The sequence below is a fragment of the Mesorhizobium opportunistum WSM2075 genome, assembly GCF_000176035.2.
GTDB classification, from domain to species: Bacteria; Pseudomonadota; Alphaproteobacteria; order Rhizobiales; family Rhizobiaceae; genus Mesorhizobium; species Mesorhizobium opportunistum.
This window is the reverse complement of the sequence record NC_015675.1, coordinates 894,822-920,044: the sequence shown is the minus strand read 5'-3', so window position 1 is coordinate 920,044 and position 25,223 is coordinate 894,822. Positions and strand designations below refer to the sequence as shown.

General features: G+C 64.0%; 25 protein-coding genes. 12 read left to right on the top strand and 13 right to left on the bottom strand.

Going from position 1 to position 25,223, the window contains the following annotated elements:
* The first annotated feature begins 81 nt into the window (after positions 1-81).
* Together MESOP_RS04310 and MESOP_RS04305 are read left to right on the top strand one after the other, a co-directional pair.
* Positions 82-702 (top strand): transglutaminase-like cysteine peptidase, encoded by a 621-nt coding sequence (locus tag MESOP_RS04310; RefSeq protein ID WP_013892103.1) that lies wholly within the window; start codon positions 82-84, stop codon positions 700-702.
* Between the two features lie 202 nt (positions 703-904).
* On the top strand, positions 905-1,147 hold the full coding sequence (locus MESOP_RS04305; protein ID WP_013892102.1) for a hypothetical protein: 243 nt from the start codon (positions 905-907) through the stop codon (positions 1,145-1,147).
* Positions 1,148-1,237: 90 nt separating this feature from the next.
* Here MESOP_RS04305 and MESOP_RS04300 read toward each other — a convergent pair whose 3' ends face one another.
* Genes MESOP_RS04300 through MESOP_RS04285 form a run of 4 tightly spaced genes read right to left on the bottom strand, consistent with a single transcriptional unit; the run spans position 1,238 to position 3,988 of the window.
* Positions 1,238-1,606, bottom strand: coding sequence for a helix-turn-helix domain-containing protein (locus MESOP_RS04300; RefSeq protein WP_013892101.1), 369 nt, complete (start codon positions 1,604-1,606; stop codon positions 1,238-1,240).
* A gap of 25 nt (positions 1,607-1,631) precedes the next feature.
* Complete coding sequence (locus tag MESOP_RS04295; protein ID WP_013892100.1) at positions 1,632-2,162, bottom strand: Smr/MutS family protein; 531 nt, start codon at positions 2,160-2,162, stop codon at positions 1,632-1,634.
* Positions 2,159-3,253: a murein transglycosylase A gene (gene mltA / locus MESOP_RS04290; protein ID WP_013892099.1), complete on the bottom strand. Its 1,095-nt coding sequence runs from the start codon at positions 3,251-3,253 to the stop codon at positions 2,159-2,161. Before mltA ends, MESOP_RS04295 begins: the two co-directional genes overlap by 4 nt.
* Before the next feature lie 24 nt (positions 3,254-3,277).
* Positions 3,278-3,988, bottom strand: coding sequence for a Tim44/TimA family putative adaptor protein (locus MESOP_RS04285; protein WP_013892098.1), 711 nt, complete (start codon positions 3,986-3,988; stop codon positions 3,278-3,280).
* A 216-nt stretch (positions 3,989-4,204) separates the two neighbouring features.
* Between MESOP_RS04285 and MESOP_RS04280 the strand changes: the two genes are divergently transcribed.
* The 3 genes from MESOP_RS04280 to MESOP_RS04270 all read left to right on the top strand — a co-directional run bounded on the left by MESOP_RS04280 (position 4,205) and on the right by MESOP_RS04270 (position 7,762).
* Positions 4,205-4,705: an FxsA family protein gene (locus MESOP_RS04280; RefSeq protein ID WP_013892097.1), complete on the top strand. Its 501-nt coding sequence runs from the start codon at positions 4,205-4,207 to the stop codon at positions 4,703-4,705.
* A gap of 398 nt (positions 4,706-5,103) precedes the next feature.
* Positions 5,104-5,610 carry a protein-export chaperone SecB gene (gene secB / locus MESOP_RS04275; RefSeq protein ID WP_013892096.1) on the top strand — a complete coding sequence of 169 codons (507 nt, stop codon included), beginning with the start codon at positions 5,104-5,106 and terminating at the stop codon, positions 5,608-5,610.
* Between the two features lie 511 nt (positions 5,611-6,121).
* Positions 6,122-7,762: an ABC transporter substrate-binding protein gene (locus MESOP_RS04270; protein ID WP_013892095.1), complete on the top strand. Its 1,641-nt coding sequence runs from the start codon at positions 6,122-6,124 to the stop codon at positions 7,760-7,762.
* A gap of 98 nt (positions 7,763-7,860) precedes the next feature.
* On the opposite strand, the gene MESOP_RS04265 is transcribed toward MESOP_RS04270, so the two are convergent.
* Complete coding sequence (locus tag MESOP_RS04265; RefSeq protein WP_013892094.1) at positions 7,861-9,804, bottom strand: C1 family peptidase; 1,944 nt, start codon at positions 9,802-9,804, stop codon at positions 7,861-7,863.
* A gap of 777 nt (positions 9,805-10,581) precedes the next feature.
* Complete coding sequence (locus tag MESOP_RS35525; RefSeq protein WP_013892093.1) at positions 10,582-11,094, bottom strand: hypothetical protein; 513 nt, start codon at positions 11,092-11,094, stop codon at positions 10,582-10,584.
* Between the two features lie 269 nt (positions 11,095-11,363).
* On the opposite strand from MESOP_RS35525, the gene MESOP_RS04255 reads away from it, so the two are divergent.
* Positions 11,364-12,017, top strand: a complete 654-nt coding sequence (locus MESOP_RS04255; RefSeq protein ID WP_041163990.1) for a hypothetical protein — start codon at positions 11,364-11,366, stop codon at positions 12,015-12,017.
* A gap of 86 nt (positions 12,018-12,103) precedes the next feature.
* Here MESOP_RS04255 and MESOP_RS04250 read toward each other — a convergent pair whose 3' ends face one another.
* Positions 12,104-12,358, bottom strand: coding sequence for a hypothetical protein (locus MESOP_RS04250; RefSeq protein WP_013892091.1), 255 nt, complete (start codon positions 12,356-12,358; stop codon positions 12,104-12,106).
* Positions 12,359-12,410: 52 nt separating this feature from the next.
* On the opposite strand from MESOP_RS04250, the gene MESOP_RS04245 reads away from it, so the two are divergent.
* Positions 12,411-13,136: a hypothetical protein gene (locus tag MESOP_RS04245; RefSeq protein WP_013892090.1), complete on the top strand. Its 726-nt coding sequence runs from the start codon at positions 12,411-12,413 to the stop codon at positions 13,134-13,136.
* A gap of 139 nt (positions 13,137-13,275) precedes the next feature.
* On the opposite strand, the gene lepA is transcribed toward MESOP_RS04245, so the two are convergent.
* Entirely contained in the window at positions 13,276-15,081 is a 1,806-nt protein-coding gene (gene lepA / locus MESOP_RS04240; RefSeq protein ID WP_013892089.1) for a translation elongation factor 4, read from the bottom strand.
* Between the two features lie 208 nt (positions 15,082-15,289).
* Between lepA and MESOP_RS04235 the strand changes: the two genes are divergently transcribed.
* The 4 genes from MESOP_RS04235 (at position 15,290) to msrA (ending at position 18,567) form a co-directional block, all read left to right on the top strand.
* Positions 15,290-16,354: a TadE/TadG family type IV pilus assembly protein gene (locus MESOP_RS04235; RefSeq protein ID WP_013892088.1), complete on the top strand. Its 1,065-nt coding sequence runs from the start codon at positions 15,290-15,292 to the stop codon at positions 16,352-16,354.
* Between the two features lie 182 nt (positions 16,355-16,536).
* A complete protein-coding gene (locus MESOP_RS04230) occupies positions 16,537-17,241 on the top strand; it encodes a DUF1223 domain-containing protein (protein WP_013892087.1) in 705 nt (234 codons plus the stop codon).
* Positions 17,242-17,348: 107 nt separating this feature from the next.
* Positions 17,349-17,651, top strand: a complete 303-nt coding sequence (locus MESOP_RS04225) for a hypothetical protein (RefSeq protein ID WP_013892086.1) — start codon at positions 17,349-17,351, stop codon at positions 17,649-17,651.
* A 190-nt stretch (positions 17,652-17,841) separates the two neighbouring features.
* Complete coding sequence (gene msrA, locus MESOP_RS04220; protein ID WP_013892085.1) at positions 17,842-18,567, top strand: peptide-methionine (S)-S-oxide reductase MsrA; 726 nt, start codon at positions 17,842-17,844, stop codon at positions 18,565-18,567.
* A gap of 234 nt (positions 18,568-18,801) precedes the next feature.
* On the opposite strand, the gene MESOP_RS04215 is transcribed toward msrA, so the two are convergent.
* From MESOP_RS04215 to MESOP_RS04205, 3 genes are all read right to left on the bottom strand, one after another.
* Positions 18,802-19,305: a hypothetical protein gene (locus tag MESOP_RS04215; RefSeq protein ID WP_013892084.1), complete on the bottom strand. Its 504-nt coding sequence runs from the start codon at positions 19,303-19,305 to the stop codon at positions 18,802-18,804.
* A gap of 73 nt (positions 19,306-19,378) precedes the next feature.
* Positions 19,379-19,669: a hypothetical protein gene (locus tag MESOP_RS04210; RefSeq protein WP_013892083.1), complete on the bottom strand. Its 291-nt coding sequence runs from the start codon at positions 19,667-19,669 to the stop codon at positions 19,379-19,381.
* A complete protein-coding gene (locus MESOP_RS04205) occupies positions 19,647-19,919 on the bottom strand; it encodes a DUF4242 domain-containing protein (RefSeq protein ID WP_013892082.1) in 273 nt (90 codons plus the stop codon). Before MESOP_RS04205 ends, MESOP_RS04210 begins: the two co-directional genes overlap by 23 nt.
* A gap of 222 nt (positions 19,920-20,141) precedes the next feature.
* Between MESOP_RS04205 and MESOP_RS04200 the strand changes: the two genes are divergently transcribed.
* A complete protein-coding gene (locus tag MESOP_RS04200) occupies positions 20,142-22,733 on the top strand; it encodes a helix-turn-helix transcriptional regulator (protein ID WP_013892081.1) in 2,592 nt (863 codons plus the stop codon).
* A 25-nt stretch (positions 22,734-22,758) separates the two neighbouring features.
* Here MESOP_RS04200 and MESOP_RS04195 read toward each other — a convergent pair whose 3' ends face one another.
* On the bottom strand, positions 22,759-23,763 hold the full coding sequence (locus MESOP_RS04195; protein ID WP_013892080.1) for a cytochrome d ubiquinol oxidase subunit II: 1,005 nt from the start codon (positions 23,761-23,763) through the stop codon (positions 22,759-22,761).
* 4 nt (positions 23,764-23,767) lie between these two features.
* Positions 23,768-25,129 carry a cytochrome ubiquinol oxidase subunit I gene (locus tag MESOP_RS04190; RefSeq protein WP_013892079.1) on the bottom strand — a complete coding sequence of 454 codons (1,362 nt, stop codon included), beginning with the start codon at positions 25,127-25,129 and terminating at the stop codon, positions 23,768-23,770.
* Positions 25,130-25,223: the final 94 nt, after the last annotated feature.

The following is a 25,223-nucleotide window of genomic DNA, read 5'->3' as shown; positions in this document are numbered from 1 at the left end:
TGCAAATCAGACCGTCGTCGTAATTGACACGGACTGTAAATCGCCCTTAACTTTTCGTTAACAACAGGGTGAGCGGGGACAATGAATTCCTCAACGATGGCGCGAAGGCTGCGCGCGTGCGCGGCAGCAGCCGGGCTGGCAGTAACGGGAGGCTGGGTGGCGCCGGCTTTGGCGGCCGGAGCAATGGCGACGGGGGGTCTTACCTCGCAGCCGATCGGCCACTACGATTTCTGCAGGCTGCATCCCGGTGAATGCTCGATCCGTCCGCCCAGGCTGGCGCCCGCCGCCTTGACCGACGGCTTGATGCGCAAGCTGGTCAATGTCACCTCCAGGGTCAACGCCGCCGTCAAGCCGATGAGCGACATGGACATCTACGGCAAGGACGAGGTCTGGGCCTATCCCGACAGGGGCGTCGGCGATTGCGAGGACTATGTCTTGGAAAAGCGCCGCCAGCTCTCCCGCATGGGCGTCTCGCTGGCCAACCTCCTGATGACCGTGGTGCGCAAGCCCGACGGCGAAGGGCACGCCGTGCTGACGGTGCGCACCGACGGGGGCGACTATGTGCTCGACAATCTGACCGACAAGGTCAGGCCATGGGACCAGACCGGCTATCGCTTCCTCAAGCGGCAGGCAATCGACAACACCGGCCGCTGGGTCTCGATCCGCGGTGGCCAGCAGGTCCTGGTCGGGTCGGTGCAGTAGGTTTCGCGGCCCTCCTGGGTGGTCGCACGCGTTGCTTCGTCATCCGAGGGTCTGCGCGTCCGCTTCGCTCCCGCTCCGCCCGTGGATGACGAAAGCGAGGAGGTTCCTCGAGCCGTTACAAAAATTTCCGCACCTCCATGAACCATTTCGGTCCGGCCGGCGACACACAGCCGTGAACCGAAACCAAACATGGAGACTTCAAATGACTGCTTTTCTGCGTAACACCCTCCTCGCCGCCGTCGCGCTGTCGGGCCTGGCCGGATCCGCTCTGGCTGGCCAGACCGTTCCAAGCTGTGCCAACACGCAAAACAACGACGTTTGGGCCGGCCGCTGTTGCGGCGCTGGCACGTCGGAATGCCTGGGCGGCGGCAATGGTGGCCGTGACCATCAAGGCAATGGCGGCAGGGGCGGCAATGGCGGCGGCAGCACTGCCGGCAAGAATTGATCTCGCTGCAGCGCCCGCCGGCTGTTGTCGGCGGGCGCTGTTTTGCGTCGAGACGAATGCACAGCCGCCGCGGAATCCCCACAAAACCCGCTACGGCCGCCGGCCGAGCGCCCTGCGGATCGACGCGGTGATGTTGCGCAGCTCCGCCTCGTCGAGCTTTTCGATGTTCTCGGCCAAAAGGTTGGCGAGCTCGGTGGCGGCCGGGCTCAGGCCCGACGTGTCCAGCCTGACACGCGGATGCGAGGCCTCGGCCAGCCGCGCCAGCTCCTCGGCATCGTCCCAGATGATGTTGAAATAGCCGATGATCTTCTGGATCAGCGTCCAGGTCGGCGCGCCGCGCCGGCCATGCTCGAGCGCCGACAGATAGGCCGCACTGACGCCGATCGCCGCCGCCATGTCCTTCTGGCTGACGCCGCGCTCGCTTCGGAGCGCCCGCAGCTTCTCGCCGAACGGGGTCATGCGCCCGGCCCCGTGGCTTCGGGCCTCACGAGCGCACCCGCCGCAGCCTGATATAGAGCGCGCCCGAACCGCCATGGTTGCGGGCCGCATGGTCGTGGCTGGAGACCAGCGGCCGGAATGCCGGCGTCGACAGCCAGGCCGGCACCGCGCGCCGCAGCACGCCGTCGCCGCCTGAGGACGACCCCTTGCCGGTGATGACCAGCACATAGCGGATGCCGCCGGCATGTGCCCGGTGCAGGAACGAGAACAGCAGCGAATAGGCCTCGTCCTGCGTCATGCCATGCAGGTCGACGCGGCCCTCGATAGGCAGCCGGCCCTTCGACAGTTTGTCCAGCGTCGGGTCGTCGAGGCGGTGCGTGACATGCTGTGCCTTCGGCTTTGCGGAACCGGCGGCATTGGTGGCGGGCTGGGCCGGTTGCGACGGCGTCGGCCTGGCTTCCAGCGCAATGTCTGGAATGTCGACGGCGGTTCTGCCCTTCAGCGGCTTGGCTGAGCGCGCCACCAGGTTCCACAGCACGCGGTCATCCTCGCTGAGCCTATCTGGGCGCCTACTCATCGCGCGCCCCCGATCAGCGGGCGCGGCACCAGCGCAAAAAAGTCGGCGGCGTTGCGCACCACGCCGGCGATCTCGCCGGCGGCATCGCCCGAACCGGCGAACAGATCGCCGCGCGCCGGCCCGGTAATGGCCGAGCCGGTGTCCTGCGCGATCATCAGCCGCCGGAACGGTCTTTTGTCGAAAGCGGTGAGCGTCGGCGCGTCGATGTAAAAGGGCGTGCCGAATGTGTGCAGCAGCCGGTCGACGGCAATCGATCGGCCGGGCGTCAGCGGCACCTTGGCGGCGGCGATCGGGCCAAGGCCTGCGTCATCCACCGCTGCCTCGCGGAAGAAGATATAGGAGCGGTTCTGCCACAGGATCTCGTCGACACGGTCCGGATGCGCCTTGAACCAGGCGCGGATCGACTGCATCGTCACCTCGGCGAGCGGAATTTCGCCGAGCTCGCTCAGGATCTTGCCAGGCCCGGTGAAGCGCTGGCCGGATTTGGCGGCATAGGTGACGCGGCAGAGCCGGCCGTCGGTCATGGCGAGCCGCGCCGCCCCTTGCACATGGATGAAGAAGGCATCGACCTTGTCGGCCAGCCAGGCGATCTCCAGCCCTTGGCCGGCGAGCGCACCGCGCTCGATGGCGCCACGGTCGAAATATTCAGCCAGCCCGTCCACCGTCCGCCGCGCGAAGGCCAGATAAGGGTCCATGCCGTCGGGCCGGTTGGCGTCGCCGACATCGACGAGATCGGCCGGCCGCGACATGAGCGGCACGGAAAAATGCTCCGTCCGCACCGGCGACGCCTCGACCTGCGGCTCGTAGAAGCCGGTGACGAGGCCGGTCTCGGCCCGCACCAGCATGGGCACGAAATGGCGTTCGAAGAACGTGCGGGCCTGCGCCCCGTTCAGGGAAGAGACGCTGCGCGCCTCGGCATAGGCCTCCGCGAAGGCGCCGAAATCGACGCCGAGCGCACCGCTGCGATAGGGCTTGGACAGGACGTGGAAGGCGGAACGGCGAAAGACCTCGAAGGCCGATGGATGGTCGTCGTCGCCCCAGCCGGGGAGATCTTCAAAAGACTTGGCCACGAAGGAGGGCGATAGCGACACCGGAGCCCCCGCCTTTATCTGGGCTCAGTCTTCTTCTTCGGTGGCGACGAGCTTCCAGTTCGGATCGCGCGAGCGCGTGTCGCGGGCGAAGGTCCAGACATCCTTGACCTCGGCCACGGTTTCGGGATCGCCGTCGATGACGGTGCCGGCCTTGTCGCGCGTCGCCGAGATTAGCTCGCTGATAATACGCAGCGTGACATGCGCCTCACCGCCCTTCATCTCGGCCGACACGATATCGGCCTTGTCGATGCCGACGAAGGACGACTGGATCTTCTCCGACTTGGCCTCGCGCTCGCCGATCGCGGCGACGAAGCCGTCGAAAACCTCGCGCGATAGAAGGTTCTTCAGCGTTTTGCGGTCGCCATCGGCATAGGCCATGACGATCATCTCGTAGGCCATCTTGGCGCCGTCGACGAAACCCTTGGGATCGAAGGACGGATCATTGTCCTTGATCGTGCGCAGGCCCTTGTTGAGGTCGGTGTCCGGCTTGGCGAAGGCATCGATCGCAGCATAGGCGTCGGGTGCTGCCGGCTCGCCCGGCAGCCGCTTGCGCGGCAGCGACACCACGTTCTCGGGCTTCTGGGCGGCGTCCTTGTCGCCGGTGCGCGCCGCGGTATAGGGATCGAAAGGCGGCCGCTCGCTACCGGTCCGACGGCCCAGCACATTGCGCAGCTGGAAGAAGATCACCACCGCCGCGATCAGGAAGAAAATCGTGCCGAAGTCGAAGAATCCCATATCTTCCGCCAATCAATCCCTGCCTCGTGGCCGGACCGCCCGGCCCGCAAGCCCACGGTCGCATAGCGTTCAACATTCAAAGCATATAGAACGCAAGGCGCAATCATTCAAATCAAAGGCAGGCATACCTATCTAACAGCCCTAGTGCCAGCGGCGATTGGTCGCCAGCGGGCAAAACATCGAAAACGACCAAAACCACCGAAAGATTGGCAAGACTTGCGCATTTCGCTGCTTCCCCTTTTTCTTCTCGCACTTCCGCTGCTGGAAATCGCCGGTTTCGTCATCGTCGGCCGTGAGATCGGCGCGCTGGCGACGGTCGGCCTGGTGCTGGCCTCCAGCCTCGCCGGCGTGCTTTTGCTGCGGCACCAGGGTTTCGGCGTCATGTCGCGCATCCGCACCGAGATGAACGACGGCCATGATCCCAGCCGCCAGCTCGCCCATGGCGCCATGATCGTGGTCGCCGCGATCCTCCTGATCATCCCGGGTTTCATCACCGACATCATCGGCCTGCTGCTGTTCCTGCCGCCGGTGCGCGACCTTGCCTGGAGCCGGCTCAAGGGCCGCATCGTCGTCGCCACCAATTTCTCGACCGGCGGTTTTCGCGGACGCCAGCGCGACAAGGTCATCGACCTCGACGACGGCGACTATTCGCGCGAGGACGATTTGAAGCGCGGCCCGGATCACAATTCGCCCTGGCGGCGGCTCAAGGACGATTGAGACAGCGGCTGCAGCGTTCTGATTTGTTATGACCGGCCAGCGCCGCCCCAGCCAGGCTCCTTCCTCTCCCTCCGGAGGGGGGAGAGGTGGCTCGGCGAAGCCGAGACGGAGTGGGGGAACCACGTGGCAAGCGCCACGAACGGATTGAAAAGGGACCAAGGCGCAAGCATTGCCCGCCTTGCGCCAACGTCGACCCCCACTCCGTCGAGCTTCGCTCGACACCTCTCCCCCGATCGACGGGGAAGAGGAAGGGAGCCCTTCCTCAACGGCTGCGGAGGACGGGCAGCCATCGCCCCGCACCCGAAGGCGGCAAACCTTGTCTTGTCATGCCGACCATGGTAGCGAACGCCCGATTTCAATTCGGTCAGCAACGCTGCCCAGGCAAAAGGAAAAGGCTCATGGCCAGCAATGATGACGCGCCGGTCGGCGCGGCCAACGGAAACGGCAACGCGGCGCAGCAGCCGTCGCTCAACGTCCTGGCCCAATATGTGAAGGACCTGTCCTTCGAAAGCCCCGGCGCGCCCAATTCGCTGCGCGGCCGCGACAAGGCGCCCGGCATCGCCATCAACGTCAACGTTAACGCCAACCCGCTCTCCGACAAGCAGTTCGACGTCAATTTGACGCTGAACGCCAAGGCCTCCTTCGACCAGGAAGTGCTGTTCAACGTCGAGCTGGTCTATGGCGGCGTCTTCGCCATTTCCGGCTTCCCGCAGGAGCACATGCTGCCGATCCTGTTCATCGAATGCCCGCGCCTGCTGTTCCCCTTCGCCCGCCAGATCATCGCCGAGGCGACCCGCAATGGCGGCTTCCCGCCGCTGATGCTCGACCCGATCGATTTCGCGCAGATGTTCCAGCAGAAGATGGCCGAGGACCAGGCCGCGGCTTCGAAGACCCAGGTCAGCTGATTTCAGCCTGAGCGGACGTTTTGGAAAACCCGGCCTCGCGCCGGGTTTTCTGTTGGATGCTTCTACGTTGCAACGCTGGCGGGCCAGCAGCCATAGGCGGCACCGTTCTGATCGAAATACAACGACCGAGCCATGGGTCGACCCCCACTCCGTCGAGCTGCGCTCGACACCTCTCCCCCGGTCGACGGGGGAGAGGAAAGGCGCGAGCTTGCCGACCTTGGCGCCCTTCCTCTCCCTCCGGAGGGGGGAGAGGTGGCTCGGCGAAGCCGAGACGGAGTGGGGGAAGCCGCTGGTGAACGCGAAGCCGCGGGCCAGACGTGACGGAATCGGCGGTCGGGATTGACTCTCACGCCACAATCACCCCCTGCGGAGCACCGCATAACTCCTGCGGATTCCAGAACACTCCCTGGCGTCACCCAGCCCTATCATTCCCACCAGCAAATGGCGCCCCCGGCGGTCGCAGCCCCCCGCGTGGCGACCGGCCGGAACGCTCAACAACAGGGGAATGACCATGAAATTCATGCTGACCGACCGCAAACTGCACCCGCAAGCCGGGCCCGTCGCCGACGATTTCAGGAAGGGCGGCATCAACCGCCGCGAATATCTGGCGCTCATGGCTGGCCTCGGGGTCAGCGCCGCCGGTGCGCTGGCGCTCGGCGGTCTCGCCCCAACCCCGGCCCGCGCGGCCGAGCCGAAGAAGGGCGGCACCTTGCGTGTCGCCATGAACGTCAAGGGTTTCAAGGACCCGCGCACCTTCGACGGCGTGGAAATGTCGAATGTCGCCCGCCACTGCAACGAATATCTGGTGCGCTGGAACACTGATTTCTCGTTCGAGCCCTGGCTGCTCGAAAAGTGGGAGATGAGTGACGACGCCAGGACGCTGACGCTGCATGTGCGCAAGGGCATTTCGTGGTCGAACGGCGATGCCTTCAACGCCGACGATGTCGTCCACAACCTCACCCGCTGGTGCGAGGCGGGCGTGGCCGGCAATTCGGTCGCCGCGCGCATGGGCGCGCTGGTCAACGCCGACACCAAGAAGGCGGTCGATGGCGGCATCGAGAAGGTCGACGACTTCACCATCAAGCTCAATTTGCCGAAGCCAGACATTTCGCTGATCGCCGGCATGGCCGACTATCCGGCGCTGATCATGCACCGCTCCTATGACGGCGACGGCGATCCCATGAAGGCGCTGGCCATCACCACCGGCCCCTGCGAGCTGGTGAGCTGGGATGCCGAAACCGGCGCCGAGGTGAAGCGCAAGTCGAAGCCCTGGTGGAAGGGCGAATTCTACCTGGATGGCATCAAATGGGTCGATTACGGCTCCGACCCCAACGCCATGCTGTCGGCGTTCGAATCGGGCGAGATCGACACCGACCACGAGACCGCTTCCGATGCCGTCTCGCAGACCGACCAGATGGGGCTCAAGAATTCCGAGATCGCCACCGGCTCCACCATCGTCGCCCGCTTCAATGTCGGCAATGCGCCCTATGAGGACGTCAAGCTGCGCCGCGCCGCCCAGCTCGCCGTCGACAATGCCGCCGTGCTGAAGCTCGGCCTCGATGGGCGCGGCAAGCCCGCCGATAACCACCATGTCGGCCCCATGCATCCCGAATATGCCGATATCGGCCCCGCCAAGCGTGATGTGGAGGCGGCCAAGAAGCTGCTGGCGGAGTCCGGCAAGGCGGACCACGAATACGACCTCATCTCCGTCGATGTCGAATGGCAAAAGAGCACCGGCGACGCGATCGCCGCGCAGATGCGCGAGGCCGGGCTGAAGATCAAGCGCACCGTGCTGCCCGCCGCCACCTTCTGGAACGACTGGAGCAAATACCCCTTTTCCTGCACCGAATGGCTCGGCCGCCCGCTCGGCGTCCAGGTGCTGGCGCTCGCCTACAAGTCGGGCGCCGCCTGGAACGAAAGCGCCTACGCCAGCAAGGAGTTCGACGAGCTGCTGGACAAGGCGCTGGCCACCCCCGACGCCAAGGCGCGCAAGGAGATCATGGCCGGCATCGAGAAGAATTTGCGCGATTCAGGCATCATCATCCAACCCTACTGGCGCTCGGTCTACCGCACCTACCGCAAGGGCGTCGAAGGCTGCGAACAGCACCAGGCGCTGGAACAGCATTTCGAGAAGGTTTGGATCCAGTCCTGACACGCCCGCCGAGCTCACTTTTGGGCGACAGGCATAAGGGCCTGCGGGTTCCCATCCGCAGGTCACCAGTCATGACCGGGCATGCGAGCAAGCCCGGTCTAGCGCCGCAGGGCCACGTCCAGTTTTTGACGGTATTGGATGCGCGCCTCACGCGATTGCACCAGTGCCGGCGGTGTCGGCGGCAGCGTCGGCGGCGATACCGTGGAGCCGACGATGCGCTTCAACGTCGAACGCAGCGTGGTGTCATCATTGTCGAAATCGCCGTGATGGCGCGCGTGGCTGGCGCTGCCTGGTGATATCAGCCATTTGCGCGCCGGCTTCTTCCAGAAATCTTTTGGGATCGCGCCCGCGTCAACCTCCCTGCCCAGCAGCGGAACGCCGCTTTGTATGCCCGGAATATGCGGCCGGTCCTCAAAGGCATTGCTGACCAGATAGAGCAATGACTTGTGGTAGATATTGGCGCAGTCGTCGTCCTGTTCGGTGGCGTCATCCAACGTATAGAGGTCGAACGCCTCTATGACGCCCCTCTCGATCAGCGGCTTGTATACCGTATTGAACAGCTTCAGCGTGCAGGCCGGCGCCCAAAGACTGACGCTCTTTATCTTGACGCCCGCCTTGCCCAATCTCGCCGCCAGCGGCGCGAGAAAAATGGCTCCCGCGCTATGGCCCACCAGGTGGATTTCATCGATCTTGCCCGCGAGGTCGATGAGATGGCCGGCAGCCAGCCTCGCGGCCCCGTATTTCTGGCTGGAGGCCTGCTCGGCATTTTTCTTCATCTCGTCCCAAAGCGCCTTGCCGCCGAGATTTCGCGCGACGACCTCGAGCATGTCGTCGACCCGATCGAGCATGAAATCCTTGGCCTTGTCGAGGATGCCCTCGTCGCGGCGCCTTGTCATCGAGTCCTGGAGGATGTCGCGGATGGTGCTCCACACGTCGGAGCGCCAGATGAACGACAATGGATAGACCTGGGCCTTGAGCAAGGGGCCAAGGTTGTTGGCCACGGTCTGGATCGCGGAATCGATAGGAACCAGCCCGCCATGCGCATAGAGCAGGACACGCTTGGTCCGCCATGTGCTCATCGCCGCCGGCATACGCTCGGTCATCAGTGTCTTGAGCCCGTCCTCGGTCAGCCCATAGGTGTCCTTGCTATCGAGGATGCCGTCGTTCTTGGAGGTGATGATATAGGGCCGCAGATCGGCGTAAACCTGGCTTTCATAGCTGCGCGGGGCACCGGCGCGCATCATTGCAGTGGCGACGGGCGGCCCGAGATCGATGGGCGCCCCCAGTGCGGCCACCCAGACGTCCTTGCCGTTGGCCAGCCAGTCGGCATAGGAGAGGTTCGAAAGCCCGCCTTCGCCCCAATCGGGTCCCCAGCTGTTCTGGATCCAGAAGCCGCGCAAATCGTATCCCACGATGGCGAAGGCATGGCCGCCGATGGTTCCCGGCCGGAACGTGATCGCCGCATCGCCCTTGCCAACCTGCTGCCAGCCTTCGTGCACGGCCGCTGTCGCGTAGAGCACGCCGACTTCGCTGATCGCCGAGTGCATGGCGACCAGGTCCTTGTGATTGACGCGAAAATACGCACCGAGCGGCCGCCGGATCGCATCCGCCGACCGCTCGGAGCTCAATTTGGGGTCCGGCACCTTCTCCTTCCACAGGGTCATGGCGCAAAGCCCATGCTTGAACCAGCCCTTCATGGCGCCGCGCGCGCTGGATCCGGCATAGTCTTCGCCGGGCCATTCATCGTAGCGCTTGGCCATGGTGTAGAGCATCCAGGCGCTCACCTCGTCCGCGTTCGGGTTCTCGCCGCGGACACGCAACAGATAGTTCGCCGCCGTGGCGAGCCCGAAGCCCGTGCAGGCCCCTTCGCTGCCCTGGTTGAGCACTGGAATGCGATGGGATCGATACGTCGCCAGATCCGAGACCGGCGCCACGCGTATGAGTGTCGGGACAAAAATAGTGTCCCTGAAATCGACAGTATCGGGAAGTGCATCGAATGTGCGTTTCCTGGGTGCTTTGCGCGTTCCTTTAGCCACGTTCATCCCCCCTTGGTTGACTTGACCTGCCCAATGCTTGGAGCCCAAAAATGACTTCGATTTCTGGGAGAACGACATGCACTGGAAACAAAGAACTGAGGCGCGTCGCCTGAATCCGTTCAAGCGCGGTGCGCTTTAGTAGCCCTGCGCAAGTCAGACAATCACGGAAAGCCACTTTTGGGAATACGCATGGGTCGAATTCTATGGCTCTTCTTGCCGTGGCGAATGATTTTCATGTCCACCATAGGACGAACGGCAGCCGATTCGCCGGGAAGAGCATTCCGGCTCCAGCCTGCATCCGGTCCGCTTGATTGCCGTTATTGCAATGGAGAAGCGCCGCCAGCATCGGGCTTTGCCGACTATATTTGGCGCAGGCCCCTCTTGGGGAAATGGCCGGCGCGATGCCGTGTGACAATTGCCTGAGCCCGCGCCGGCCACCCAGCGACCTTGTTCAGGTCCGCCGCCCGATTTGTGTACCGGTCCGATATTGCACGAGCAACCGAGCCGGGAACTTGGTACGGTTTCGTACCGTTGTGTTGTATTACCGGCGAGCGGGCGATCAGCGACGGTTAAGCGCGTTCTTCCCTTCTCCCCTTGCGGGAGAAGGTGGATCGGCGCGCCAGCGCCGAGACGGATGAGGGGTGTTCCAGCTTGGCGATAACGTCACACAATTACGAGATCGAACCACCAACGCCTCACTCCGCTGGAGCACCCCTCATCCGTCTTGCCGCTCCGCGGCAATCCACCTTCCCCCACAAGGGGGGAAGGAAGACCGCCTCCCGCTCACCGCTCATCCCTCATCAGCGTCCAGATCCACCCGATAAAAGTCAGCACCAGGAACGGATAGCCGGCGGCGGGCAGCGGCGCCGAGGTCGGCAGCAAGGGCGCGCCCCACAGGATCATGCAAGCCGAGACGACAAACAGCACGGCGGCCACCAGCGCGGTGAGCCGCATCCACAGGGCAAATGTCGTGGGCGCGCTGACCATGAGCAGTGCCGCCGCCCAAAGCGAGATGCCGCCGACATAGGAGGGCACGCTGGCCTCCAACCCCGCCGCATTGCCGGCCATCAGCAAGGTCTCGCCGGCCAGGAAGGTCAGGAAGCCCGCGGCGACGCAGTCATTGCCCAGCCGCTGATATTTCATCGTCAGCAGCGCGGTCGCGACCACGAGTGCCGCGCCGTCGATCGTCCAGAGCGTTTCGCGCAACGGAGCGCTGGCGACGAAGGTGCCCGCCAGGCCGAAGGCGCCGCCGATGGCCAGGCCGAGAGCGGCGACGGTGTCGGAGGTGGTGCGCATGCGATGTTTCCCCCAAGTTGGGCGAGGATACGTCAAAGTGGGATATTGGTGAAGGGCGATACCAGTGGCAACGGGGCCATTGGGATTCCAGCACGCCGGTAAGCGCCTGTGATCCTAAGGTGCCTTTCGTGGGACATTTGCGCACCGGTGGACAACCTGTGGAAATGATTCCTTTTGTTGATTCACATCGGTGATGCTACACATGATTTCCTGACATGATTGCTTATTTTTCCCATTCGCGTTAGAAACAGAATCGAAATGGTAGGACGATGGTGGTCAAGCTACGCGAACACGAAAAGGCGGCTGTTTTCTCAATCCTGGTTCGCCAGCTCGAGGCGCAGGAATTGAAAGCTGCGGCAGAAAGGGAAATCGCCGCCGCCAATGAACGTGTGGCTGCCGCTCAAGCCATCATGGCAAATGTTCGACCGGCTTTGGCAGTCTTCGGATTCGACACTGGTGCAGGGAAGTTGTGGGACATCGTTAAAGAGGCGATTGGTGTCGAGCGCTACAACACGGCCTTCGAAGTTGCGAAGGGCGAACAAAATGAGAGCCGAACGGGTGCGTCAGGCGAAAGCCAGCAGAGCAAGACCGAAGACACGGGCAAGGGCGAAGGCTCCGGCCACAGCCGAAATGTAGATGAATCACATACGCCAAAGATTAAAGACATTGTTCTGGAGCGCTTGCGGCAGGCAGGTGACGCGGGCGCCCGCGCGTCCGAGATCAAAGAGTTCGTCTCGGCGCAGGGTATCGAAATGCATGAGAAGACAGTCGGCATGACTCTCTACCGGCTGTCGAACGAGGGTTCGGTGCACCGAGAAGGAAGAACTTGGGTCTTCATTCCTGAATCGGAGAGAGACGATAGAGGCCTAGTGGCTGAGGGTACGTCGGAACCGTCTTCCTCAGCTACCTCGTTTTTCGAATAAGGAGGCTGACATGCAACCTCCACAGCTTTTCCTGCCGATTAATGCCGTAAGAGCGGCGACAATCCATGAACACAGAATTGGAAAATCTACCTAACGAGGGAAAGCATGGGCTTCTGTGAAAGCGCCTGTGCAATCAAGGTCAGTAGGGTTTGGCCCGCCCAAGCGGATGCGGCTTTCGCGAGTACGTCAAATTTGCCTTCAGCACTGTCTTCCAAGACGACGAAAACACCGCCGTCGCCGCCGAGATCGTCAAGGGCTTGGGCTTCAAAGGTCACGCGGGAAATTTCGGTAAGCCATAGTGTTCGGTGATTGTCCAACTGAATCGAAAGGTCTTCATCCATGGCCGTACCCCTAGTTCTTCATCCTGCCGTTCGCGAACGGCGCGAGGCTCGAATGTCAGCGACCGCTCTTGCCGAGTATTTGATTTTGCAACCAGACGGGCAAGAGACAATCCTGCATGACTCGCGATTTTCCCGGCCGCCAATTGTCACGGCGAACGGCGATGCGATGCGAGCGCTACGAGCATACAATTGCGATCCCCGCCGCGACACAATCGCGCTCGATAGGGTTAAGGAAGCGTTAAACCAAAGGGCGGCGGGATGGGACGTAAAGCCAAAAACCCGAGACGAAGCTTTGCGCTGCATCGAGTCGATAGACTTGTTCCTGCGGCATGAAAACGCCTTTGGGACGAGGGCCATGGCGCTAAGCCAACCTTCGCAATTTGATGCAATAGATATTGAAGGTGTTTTGGTTTCTATCCGGCCTGATTTTTTGGTGAGTGGTGGGCGCGACCGCATAGGTGCTGGGCTGTTGCGCGTCGCAAAGGCTCCCGACCCGGATGGATGCAAGCTTGACGAAACCAAGCGCAGGCGTGGCGAGCATCGGCGTGAAATGGCCCGGTACATGGTTGCTCTGCTGCAAATGCTCTTGGAAGCCCAGGACGGGAAGATGGGCGTTCCGGACCGCGACCTTTGCTTTGTCGCCGATGTCCGCCTAGGGGAGCGCATCGGCCCAGCCACAGACCACGCAATCCGGCTCAGGTCTATTCGCGGAGCCTGTAGACAGATCGCCAAGCTATGGCCGACGATTACACCGCGTCCTGGTGTCCTGAGGAAATAGCGATTTCAAACTAGGGCACTATTACGCAGTTTAAGCGCTGGCGGGGGGCCCGCTGCCTCCGGCAGCTCCCCCGCTTTCGAAGCCTGTCATCGATCCACCGGATCGATGACTTGGCGCGCTTTGCGCGCCAACCGGCTTCTCAATCCCCCATCTTCAGCGCCTGAATAAACGCCTCCTGCGGGATATCCACCTTGCCGAACTGGCGCATCCGCTTTTTGCCTTCTTTCTGCTTGTCCAGCAGCTTGCGTTTGCGCGAGACGTCGCCGCCGTAGCTTTTGGCGGTCACGTCCTTGCGCAGCGCCGAGATGGTTTCGCGGGCGATCACCTTGCCGCCGATCGCGGCCTGGATCGGGATCTTGAACAGATGGTGCGGGATCAGCTCCTTGAGCTTCTCGACCATCTGCCGGCCGCGCTTTTCCGCCGCCGTGCGGTGCACCAGCATGGAGAGCGCGTCGACAGGCTCCTCATTGACCAGGATCGACATCTTCACCAAGTCGCCCTCGCGATAATCGGTCAGGTGATAGTCGAACGAGGCGTAGCCCTTGGAGATCGATTTCAGGCGATCATAAAAGTCGAAGACGACTTCGTTGAGCGGCAGGTCGTAGGTCAGCATGGCGCGCTTGCCGACATAGGAGAGGTCGGCCTGGATGCCGCGCCGGTCCTGGCAGAGTTTCAAGATGCCGCCGAGATAGTCGTCGGGGGTCAGGATCGTGGCGCGGATCCACGGCTCCTCGATGGCCGAGATCTTCACCACGTCGGGCATGTCGGCCGGGTTGTGCAGCTCCTTCATCGAGCCGTCATTGAGGAGCAGCCGGTAGACGACCGAGGGCGCCGTGGCGATCAGGTCGAGGTTGAACTCGCGCTCCAGCCGCTCCTGGATGATTTCCAGATGCAGCAGGCCGAGGAAGCCGCAGCGATAGCCGAAGCCGAGCGCCGCACTGGTTTCCATTTCGTATGAGAAGGAAGCGTCGTTGAGGCGCAATTTGCCGACGGCAGCGCGCAGATCCTCGAAATCGGCGGCGTCGACCGGGAACAGGCCGCAGAACACCACCGGCTGCGCGGGCTTGAAGCCGGGCAGGGCATGCGCGGTCTGCCGCTTGTCCTCGGTGATGGTGTCGCCGACGCGGGTGTCGGCCACTTCCTTGATCGAGCCGGTGAAGAAGCCGAACTCGCCGGGGCCAAGCTCGTCGACATTGATGCGGGCCGGCGTGAACACGCCGGTGCGCTCGACAAGATATTTGGCGCCGGTGCCCATCATGCGGATGGTCTGGCCCTTCTTCAACACGCCGTCGATGATGCGCACCAGAACGATGACGCCGAGATAGGCGTCGTACCAGCTGTCGACCAGCATCGCCTTCAAGGGCGCCGACGCGTCGCCTTCGCGCGGCGGCGGCAGCTGGTGGACGATGGCCTCCAGCACGTCGGGAATGCCGAGCCCGGTCTTGGCCGAGATCAGCACGGCGTTGGAGGCGTCGATGCCGATCACCTCCTCGACCTGCTCGCGGATGCGCTCGGGTTCGGCGGCCGGCAGGTCGACCTTGTTCAGCACCACGACGATCTCGTGGTTGTTGTCGATCGCCTGGTAGACATTGGCGAGCGTCTGCGCCTCGACGCCCTGGCTGGCGTCGACCACCAGCAGCGAGCCCTCGCAGGCGGCGAGCGAGCGCGACACTTCATAGGCGAAGTCGACATGGCCGGGTGTGTCGATGAGGTTTAGAATATAGTCCTCGCCATTCAAGGCGCGGTACTTCAGCCGCACCGTCTGCGCCTTGATGGTGATGCCGCGCTCGCGCTCGATATCCATCGAGTCCAGCACCTGCTCCTTCATGTCGCGCAGCTCCAGCCCGCCGGTGGACTGGATCAGGCGGTCGGCCAGCGTGGATTTGCCATGGTCGATATGGGCGACGATGGAGAAATTGCGGATGTGGTCGAGGGGCGTGCTCATGCCGCGCGCTTTAGCAGGGGCGGCAAGCGGCGGCAAGGCTTGCGGGCCAAGGGCTGCCCTATCGATCACAAAGCGGTGAGCCGCGCCAAAAAGCCCGCAATACCGGCCCGGCGGCCAGGAATGCTTAAACTTTGATCTATCGCGTTAGACCTTGGTTTGCCGGCTGCATGGTACCTGCGCAGTCTCTAATGCCTTTGGGGGTTGCGAAATGCGCAGGGTTGCCAGCGGGTTCGCCCGTTCACGCAGCGGGTCGATGATGCCGCTGTTCTTTCTCATGCTGGTGCCGATCATATCCGCCGTCGGCTTCTCGGTCGACTATACCAGCGCGGTCCAGACCCGGTCCAACCAGCAGCAGGCGCTGGATGCGGCGCTGCTGTCGATCACAACCATGGATACCACCTCGACGCTGGCGCAGCGCCAGGCGGCGCTGCAGGATTCCTTCATCGCCAACGGCGGACAAGGCACCGCGACGCTGAACAGCTTTGTGGCTGGTACCACCACCGCCGCCGCCACCGCCCGGGCCACGGCAAGTTTCGCCATGCCGACCATTTTCATGAAAATCGCCAGGATCGACACCGTGCCGGTTGCCGTCGTATCGGCGGTCAGCAAGCCGCCGTCGCTGGTAAACGCGACCTTCAAGGTCACCGGGGTGTCGGGCTACTGGAACAAGACGATGACGCTCTACGGCACGCAATTCGGTGCGGCGGTAGCCAAGCCGCTGATGACGATCGACTACACCTATGGCAACACCAAGGACCCCAAGGGCTACGGCACCACCAACGTCAGCGTCCTCACCACCGATTCAGCGGGGAAGACCGTCACCACCTTGGTTCAGAACCAGGTCTGCACCGTCGGCAACAACCCGCCCACCGGCGTGACCCTCAAGACCGACGCGAGCGGCACGAAATATTACTGTGTCGATACGATGTATCCGGCCAATAGCGCCGGCGCGGCGGTCGATGTCAGCACGATGGGCGGCCTCTATCTGCAGATGGACGTGCCGTCGGGTAACCCGAAGAAGCTGATGTCGAACGATCCGGCGACATCCAACCGGCTCTACAACGGGGCATACGCGAACAGTCTGACCGAGACCGCGACCGGTCAGACCGTCGATATCTTCAGCATCGTGCCCTGCGGCGCGACAAGCTACCAGGCCTGGGAAGACGGCGGCAACCCGGTCCCGGCGCCTGTCAGCAACGCCGACTTCTTCTACAACGTCACCGGCAAATGCGACTTCAACAAGCGGCCCTCGGCCACGGCACTGACGCAGTAGGAAACAGCCGATCTCCCCCTCAAGGGGGGAGATCGGCTGCTGCTGCGCCTTCGCCAATCTCCGGTGCCCCAGAGAGGCGCCTCCCGATCACAAACCGGTGAGCGCTGTAACGAAGCGGCGGAGGGCGGCGAAGTGGGGATATCGGCGGCGCATCGCAGCGCCGTCCCCACGGAGCAAAGTCGATGCCGAGATCACCAGCCGGAAGGTTCGCCCTGTTGTCCAGCCTGGGTGCGCTTGCGCTCGCGGCTAGCCTCGGTGCGGCGGCCGCGCAGCCGCTCACCGTGGTCGAGCTGTTCACCAGCCAGGGCTGTTCCTCCTGCCCGCCGGCCAACGCCAACCTCATCAAGGTCAAGGACCAGCCCGGTGTGCTGGCGCTGTCCTTCAACGTCACCTACTGGGACTATCTCGGCTGGAAGGACACGTTCGGCAGGCAGGAATTCACCCAGCGCCAGGTCCGCTACGAGCCGGCGCTCGGTCGCGACGGGCCGTTCACGCCGCAAGTGGTGGTCAATGGCCATGCCGATGGCGTCGGCGCCGCGTCCGGCGAAATCCAGCGTCTGATCTCCAGCGCCGGCCACACCAAGGGCCCGTCGCTGTCGCTCGATGGCGGCAAGGCCGTGATCGGCGCCGGTTCGGTGCCGGGCGGCAAGGCCGATGTCTGGCTGGTGCGCTACACCAAGGGCGTCGTCGAGGTGCCGGTGGCGCGCGGCGAAAACACCGGCCGCACGCTGCCCCACGCCAATGTCGTGCATGCGCTGACAAGGCTGGGCAGCTGGACCGGCGACGCCACAGCGCTCGATCTACCGGCGGCTTCGGGCGGCTTGAGCACCGCCGTGCTGGTGCAATCGCCGGGCGGCGGGCCGATCCTGGCCGCGGCGACCAATTAGAGTTCACCGGAGCGAAGATCCCGCTCCCGCAGAATTTGCGCAACGCCGCACGAGCGGCGCCGCAAGACCCCGGCCGCCAAAGCGCGAGCCCACCCAAGGAGACCACCATGACCGTTCTTTCCCGCTTGACGCTGCCGGCGCTCGCTCTCGCTTTGTGCTCGACGGCGCTGCTGGCCGGCGGCATCGCCCGCGCCGACGACGCCACCAACGCGATGAAGCCGGCCGCCAATGCGATGAAGCCCGCGGCCGACGCCATGAAGCCGGCAACCGATGCGATGAAGCCGGCCGATCCGATGGCCACCAACGCCATGAAGCCGGCAGCGGATGCGATGAAGCCTGCGGCGGACGCCATGAAACCCGCTGCCGACGCGATGAAGCCGGCGGCGGATGCCATGGCTCCGGCCAACTGAACATTGGCCGTGGCCGCTGTCCCTGGCGGGCTCCCTGTCCAGCCGGGGACAGTCCCTGGAGTTCTCGTAAAGTGCATGTCCGGCAAGTGCATGGCGCACATGAATGTGAGCCCATTCCGCAACTCACGGATCGCGCCGTCGTATCTGATCCAATAGACTGGTCCCAATGCAAGCCAAAAGGAGTGCAACCATGATCAATACCAGGAACCGTTCGATCGGCTTTGCCAGGGGCGCGCTGGCAGCGCTGGCGCTCGCCGCGGCGGGCGCCACCTTCTGGCTGACGCCGGCCGTCTCGGCGGAGGACGCCGTGGTGATCCCGCCGCCCGCAATGGACGAGAAGGCCGCCGGCGGCAGCGAAAAGGCAATCTTCGCCGGCGGCTGCTTCTGGGGCGTGCAGGGCGTGTTCCAGCACGTCAAGGGCGTCAGCATGGCCGTTTCCGGCTACACCGGCGGCGCCAAGGACGACGCCGTCTACGAGACGGTCGGCTCCGGCCGCACCGGCCACGCCGAATCCGTCGAGATCACCTACGACCCGTCGAAGGTCACCTATGGCCAGCTGCTGCAGGTGTACTTCTCGGTCGCCCACAACCCGACGCAGCTCAACTACCAGGGTCCGGATTCCGGCACCCAGTACCGCTCGACGATCTTCGCCGAAAACGATGCGCAGAAGAAGATCGCGCAGAGCTACATTGCCCAGCTCGACCAGGCCAAGCTGTATCCCAAGCCGATCGTCACCACGATCGAGACCGGCAAGACCTTCTACCCGGCCGAGAACTACCACCAGGACTTCCTGACGCTGAACCCGACCTATCCCTACATCGTCTACAACGATCTGCCCAAGGTGGCGAACCTGAAGGCGCTGTTTCCCAATCTTTACAGCGAGAAGCCGGTGCTGGTGCAGGCCGCCAGCAACTGAGGCATCCAGCGGTTTGCAGGCAACAGGTGAAAAGTTTGCGCGGGGAGCTAACACTCCCCGCGCCCCCGGGACCAACCGGTAGGCCACCCGCCCCCAGCCCAGTATATGGGCTGACGCCGATCGGTCCTTGGCCTGGCGTGGGCACGCTTGGGATCGTCCCACACCAGGGCTGAAGCAATTCCAGGAAAAGCGTCAGACAAGTGATGGAGCCGGGCGCGATGCCGGCATTCCGGTTCAGTCGCTCATCGTCACCGCGTCGCACGACACGTTCGGGTTCATGTCGGCGAAGGTGCCGGTCGGGTTCTTCTTCCACGCCCAGACATGCAGCTCGTAGAACGGTCCAAGGCCATAGCGGTTGGGCGCGCTGTTGAAGTTGAACAGCTGGCCTTCGAGCGAGGCCGGCCCTTTCGAGGTGATGTATTCCACCGCCACCAGCTGCAGCTTGCCGTTGGCCATCGGCTCGTACATCACGGCCTCGGGCTTTGCCAGATCGACGGCATCGTCCTTCAGGTAGGCCGCGTTGACATAATGGATGCCCATGGCGCCGCCGGTGATGCCGCTGGCGCAAGGGATCGGCGCGTAGCCTTCGCCGACGGCGGTCAAGACGCTCTCGAAGCGGCTGTTGGCCGCCCGCACCTTCGCATCGAGCCCGCCGCTGTCATGGGCACTCGCCGCCGTTGCCGCGATCGACAGGACCGACAGGTTGATGAGGTGCTTGGTCCACAGATGGATGTTCATTTTCTCTCCATTCATTGTTGAGGGTGCACAGGAGCGGCCTGCCGCTCCTGCTGCGAAATCGGATCTGGCTGGATCAGCGGTCGAACCGGGTGAAGTCCCAGTATTGCGGCAGCTCCACGAGCTCCGGCAGGCCGATGTCGCGTCTCAGATAGTCGCCCTGCGGAGGCAAGCGGCGCCGGCGCGGGCGCAATGGTGGCAACAGCAACGAGGCGAGCCGCCGGAGAACGCGGCCCAGTAATGGGCCGCGTCCGACCGGCCTCGAGGCCGCCCCCACCTCGCTGGACGCGTGGTCAGGCAAGCCGCCATAACCGCGAAGGGCAGTTGGATGCTCATTGTCGGCATCAACGGTAAAAGTAAGGGTCAAGAACCCGCACCTCCGTGATCTTGTCGACCGGCAGCATGTTCTTCTGGGCGGTGGCGCGGATCGCCTCCGGGGAGGGCGCGTCATAGACGCAGAAACTCTGCTTCTTGTCGGCCGAAACGAAGGACTGCACCCAGGTGACGCCCTTCTCGGCGTTGCGCATGATGACGCCGCCCATCGCATCGGCGCCGGCTTCATTCATCGGCACGTTGAGACCATCCGGAAAAGTACGTTCAACAACATAGCGAGGCATATCGGGTTTCCCTTTTTCATGGATTTGACACTCGGTTTCGAGCGCTGGGGCCTTTGATCACGCTCGCCAAACCCGCGCATCGGAACCATTCCCCATATTTGCCGGGACGATTCCCCATGTTTGCAACGTTGGTTGTCCGGAGCCACACAGCGGATACCGAACCCACCTATAGTGGTGGCTGAACGCGACACGACGGCAAGTCAGGCCACAATCGAGCGGATAATGATGCTTCTGGAACGGCAGACACAGCTGGAGCACCTGGACGGCCTGTTGGCGGAAGCCATGCGCGGCCACGGCCACGTAGCGGCCTTGTCGGGCGAGGCGGGCGCCGGCAAGTCGGCGCTTGTCGAGGCCTTCATCGCCGATGCCGGCGAGCGGGCGCGCATCCTGCGCTCCGCGTGCGAGGACCTGTCGATCCCCGATCCGCTTGGCCCGCTCTACGATCTGGCGCGCGAGGCGCAATGGCCGCTGCCGCAGGCGATCGATGCCCGGCAGGGCCAAAGACTGCCCCTGTTTTCCGACGCCCTCGCAGTGTTCGAGAGCAAGGCCCGGCCGACATTGCTGGTGATCGAGGACCTGCACTGGGCCGACGACGCGACCCTCGATTTCATCAGGTTCCTCGGCCGGCGGATTGCCAACACCCACATCCTGCTGCTCCTGACGGCGCGCACCGACCGCAGCGAAGGCCAGATGCGCGTACGCCGGGCGCTGGGCGAAATTCCGGCGGGTAGCATTACCCGCATCGAGGTGCCGTTGCTGAGCGAGGCCGCGGTGCGGTCGCTGGCCGCAAGCGCCGGGCGCGATGGCGAGGCCATCTACCGGGCCACCGCCGGCAATGCCTTTTTCGTCACCGAACTTTTGTGCGCCGACAACGAGACGATGCCGCCCGCCAGTGTTCGCGACGCCGTGCTGGCGCGCGCCGAGCGCCTGTCCGCCGGCGCGCGTTCGATGCTGGACGCGGTGTCGGTGTTTCCGCGCCGTGCCGACGCGTGGGCTCTGCAGGGCCTGTGCGGCGTCGCCAGCGCCGGCCAGCTTGCCGAATGCGTGTCGAACGGGCTGCTGGACGATCTGGGCGATGCCTATGCTTTCCGCCATGAGATCGCCCGCCGCGCCATCGAGATGACGCTGACGACCAGCCACAGGCGGCAGTTCAACCAGCGGGCTCTGTCGGCGCTGCTCGAACGGGGAGACATCGCCACCGCGCGTCTGGTGCATCACGCGGTCGAGGCCAGCAATTTCGAGGTGGTGCGGGAGCTGGCGCCGCTCGCCGCGCGCGAGGCGTCGAGGGTTGGCGCCCATCGCGATGCCGCCGGCTACTATGAAGTCGCCTTGCGCCAGGCCGACGGCCTGCCGGCCGAAGAGCGTGCCGCGCTCTACGAGCAATATGCCTTCGAATGCCACCTGATCGGCCGCATCGACGACGCCATCGCGGCGCAGGAACACGCGCGCAAGCTGCAGCGGGACCTGGGCAACGTGCTGAAGGAAGGCAACAGCCTCAGATGCCTGTCGCGCTTCGCCTATCTGCTCGGGGATCGGAAGACCGCGGATCTGCTAGGCGCCCAGGCCGTCGCGTTGCTGGAAACCGCGCCCGCCGGCCCGGAACTGGCGATGGCCTATTCCAATCTCTCGCAGTTGGCGATGCTGTCCGAAAGGCTCGACGAGGCATTGTCGCTGGGAGACAAGGCGATCAAGCTGGCCGGGCTGCTGGACCGGCCCGACATCTTCTGCCACGCCCTCAACAATGTCGGCTCCGCCGAGCAATGGCTGGATCTGGCCAGCGGCCGCCAGCGCCTCGCCCAAAGCCTCGAAATCGCCATCGAGCAGAATTTTCAGGAGCACGCGGCGCGCGCCTTCACCAACAGCGCCTGTGTCGAGATGAACCAGCTCGGCTATAGCGAGGCGCGATCCCTGCTCGAGCGCGGCATCAACTACTGCGTCGAAAACGACCTCGTCACCTGGCGCGATTACATGCGCGGCGTGCTGGCCCAGCTGCGGCTGCGTCAGGGACAATGGGATTTGGCGGAGGCCGAGGCACTCGACCTGCTTGCCAATGACCAGGCGACGGCTCTTGTGCGCTATCCCGCCGTGGTGGCGCTGGCCAGGTTGCGGGTCCGGCGTGGCGACCCCGGCACCGGGCCGCTTTTCGAGGAGATGATGCGCTTCCTGGAAAGGGGCGGGGAACTGCAAAGGCTGGCGCCCTATGCGCTGCTGATGGCCGAGCGGGCATGGCTCGGGCAAGCCGACACGGATGAGGCGCTGGACCTGATCGACGCGGCCGAGAGCCTGTCGCCGACGCGGGCCGTGTTCGCCGAACTGGCCTGCTGGCGGCAGGTACTGGTGCCGGATTGCGACCCCGGCGACACCACGGGCATGGCCGAACCCTACCGGATGCTGCTGGGCGGCGACTGGCGGGGGGCGGCGGATCTGTGGGCCGGAATGGGCGCTTCCTTCGAGCGGGGGCTCGCGCTTATGCAGGGCGACGAGCCGGCGCAGCGGTCGGCGTTGGAGATTTTCGAGCGCCTCGGCGCCGGGGCGGTGGCCCATAAGGTGCGCGAGATCATGCGGCGCAACGGCGTCAACAACATCGCGCGCGGTCCGCGCCAGACCACGCGCGCCAACAGCGCCGGCCTGACGCAGCGCCAGATGGAAGTGCTGCAACTGATCGAGCGCGGCCTCTCCAACAAGCGGATTGCCGAGCACCTCGCCATTTCGCCGAAGACGGTCGATCACCATGTCTCGGCGGTTCTGGGAAAACTGGACGCCATTTCCCGTGGCGAGGCGACGGCGGCGGCACGCGATTCCGGACTGATCTGAAACTCCGGCAACCGGCGCCGGTGCGTCAGTCGTAGGTCAGGTCCGTCGCCTTGCCGCCGAACACACGGTAGGCATAGAAGGAATAGAAGATGATGATCGGCAGCACGACCACGGTGCCGGCCAGGATGATGGCCAGGCTTTCCGGCGCCGAGGCCGCCTGCCAGATGGTCAGTCTGTCGGGCACCACGAACGGATAGAACGACCAGGCAAGGCCGGCAAAGCCGAGCATGAAGATCGCGGCCAAGGTCAGGAACGGCGTCAGCGCATGGCGGTCGTCGGGCTTCGGCAGATGGAAGGTCTGCCGCCACAGCCACAGGAACAGCAGCGCCGACAGGATAGGCAGCGGCGAGAGATACAGCATCTGCGGCCAGACGAACCATTTGTCGAAGATGCGCGGGCTGGCAAACGGCGTCGCCAGCGACACCGCCACCATGCCGAGCGCGGTCAGCACCAGCGCGGTGCGCAGCCAGCGCACCGCCTTCTTCTGCAGCTCGCCTTCGGTCTTGTAGATCACCCAGGCCGCGCCCATCGCCGCGTAGGCGGCGGCGAGGCAGAACGCCACCAGCACGCCGAACGCCATGCCGCCCAGGCCGACATCGAGGCCGAGCACATAGACGCCCAGCATATAGCCTTGCGCCAGGGAGGCGATGATGGATCCCAGGAAGAAAATCCGGTTCCAGCGGTGCTTGCGCTCGGTCGGCACCTTGGCGCGGAAATCAAAGGCGACGCCGCGCAGGATCAGCCCGACCAGAAGCACGAACACCGGAATGTAGAGCGCGGTCAGGATGACGCCATGCGCCATCGGGAAAGCGACCAGCAGCAGGCCGACGGCCAGCACCAGCCAGGTCTCGTTGGCGTCCCAGAACGGACCGATCGCGGCGATCATCGTGTCCTGCTCGGCATCCTCGGCGGCTGCGAACAGGATGCCGATGCCGAGATCGAAACCGTCGAGGATGACGTAGATCAGGATGGCGAGGCCCATCAGGCCGGCGAAGATCAGGGGAAGCAGGGTTGGCCAGTCATAGGTCATTTTCTCACTCCCCCGCCGCCGGCTGCGACATCGGTGCGTTGAGCACGCCCGGCAGCGGCGATCTATCGCCGTCCTTCGCCGCCTTCAGCGCCAGATGCACCAGCACGCCGAGATAGGCGATCAGCAAAAGCACGTAGAGAATGAGATAGATGGCGAGCGTCAGCGCGACATGGCTGCCGGCGACCGGACCGACGGCATCGGCGGTCTTCAGCACGCCCGTCACCAGCCAGGGCTGGCGGCCGATCTCTGTGGTGTACCAGCCGGCCAGCGTCGCCAGCCAGCCCGACAGCGCCATCGGCACCATCAGCAAGGCGAGCGGTTTCGGCAGGCTGTGACGGCGCTTGAGGAAGAAGGCGGCCGACCAGGAGACGACAAGCATCAAAATGCCGGTGCCGACCATGATGCGGAAGCTCCAGAAGATCGGAAAGACCGGTGGATGATTGCCGGGATAGTCGTTCAGCCCCGGCACCACGCCGCTGGTCGAGTGCCGCAAGATCAGACTCGCCCCATCCGGAATCGTGATCTCGAATTTGTTCTCCTTTGCCGCCTCGTCGGGGAGTGCGAACAGGACCAGCGGCACGTTGGGCCCGGTGTTCCAGTTGGCCTCCATCGCGGCGATCTTCTGCGGCTGGTGTTCCAGCGTGTTCAGCCCATGCTGGTCGCCGGCAAGGATCTGGATCGGGATCAGGATCGCCGCGGTGAAGACGCCGGTGCGCAGCGCCTTCCACATCGATTCCGAACGGTCGCCATAGAGGTAGCGCAGCGCCGAAAGGCCGGCGATCAGGAACGACACCGTCAGGCCAGACGCCAGCAGCATGTGCACCAGCCGGTATGGCATCGACGGATTGAAGACAATCGCCCACCAGTCGACGGCGTGCGCCTTGCCGTCGATCATCTCGAAGCCGCTCGGCGTCTGCATCCAGGAATTGAGCGCGATGATCCAGAAGGCGGAGACGGTGGTGCCGCCGGCCACCAGCACCGTCGCCAGCGTGTGGATGCGGTTCGACACGCGGCGGAAGCCGAACAGCATGATGCCGAGGAAGGCCGCCTCGAGGAAGAAGGCGGTGAGGATCTCGTAAGCCAGCAGCGGCCCGGCGATGTTGCCGACCGTTTCCATGTAGCCCGGCCAGTTGGTGCCGAACTGGAAGCTCATGGTGACGCCCGAGACCACGCCCATGGCGAATGACAGCGCGAACACCTTCACCCAGGTAAAATAGGCCCGCATCCAGGCGGAATCATTGGTTGCGTTGTAGCGCAGCTTGAAGAACAGCAGCACCCAGCCAAGCGCAATGGTGATCGCGGGAAACAATATGTGGAACGAAATATTCGCGCCGAACTGCATGCGCGACAGTATGAGCGGGTCCATGGCAGGCTCCGGCTGCTTCCAATATTCGCGAAGGATAGGCCCGTCGCGCCGGTCGGTCAAAGCGGCGTCCCGCCGCGAGGCGGAACGCCGCAGC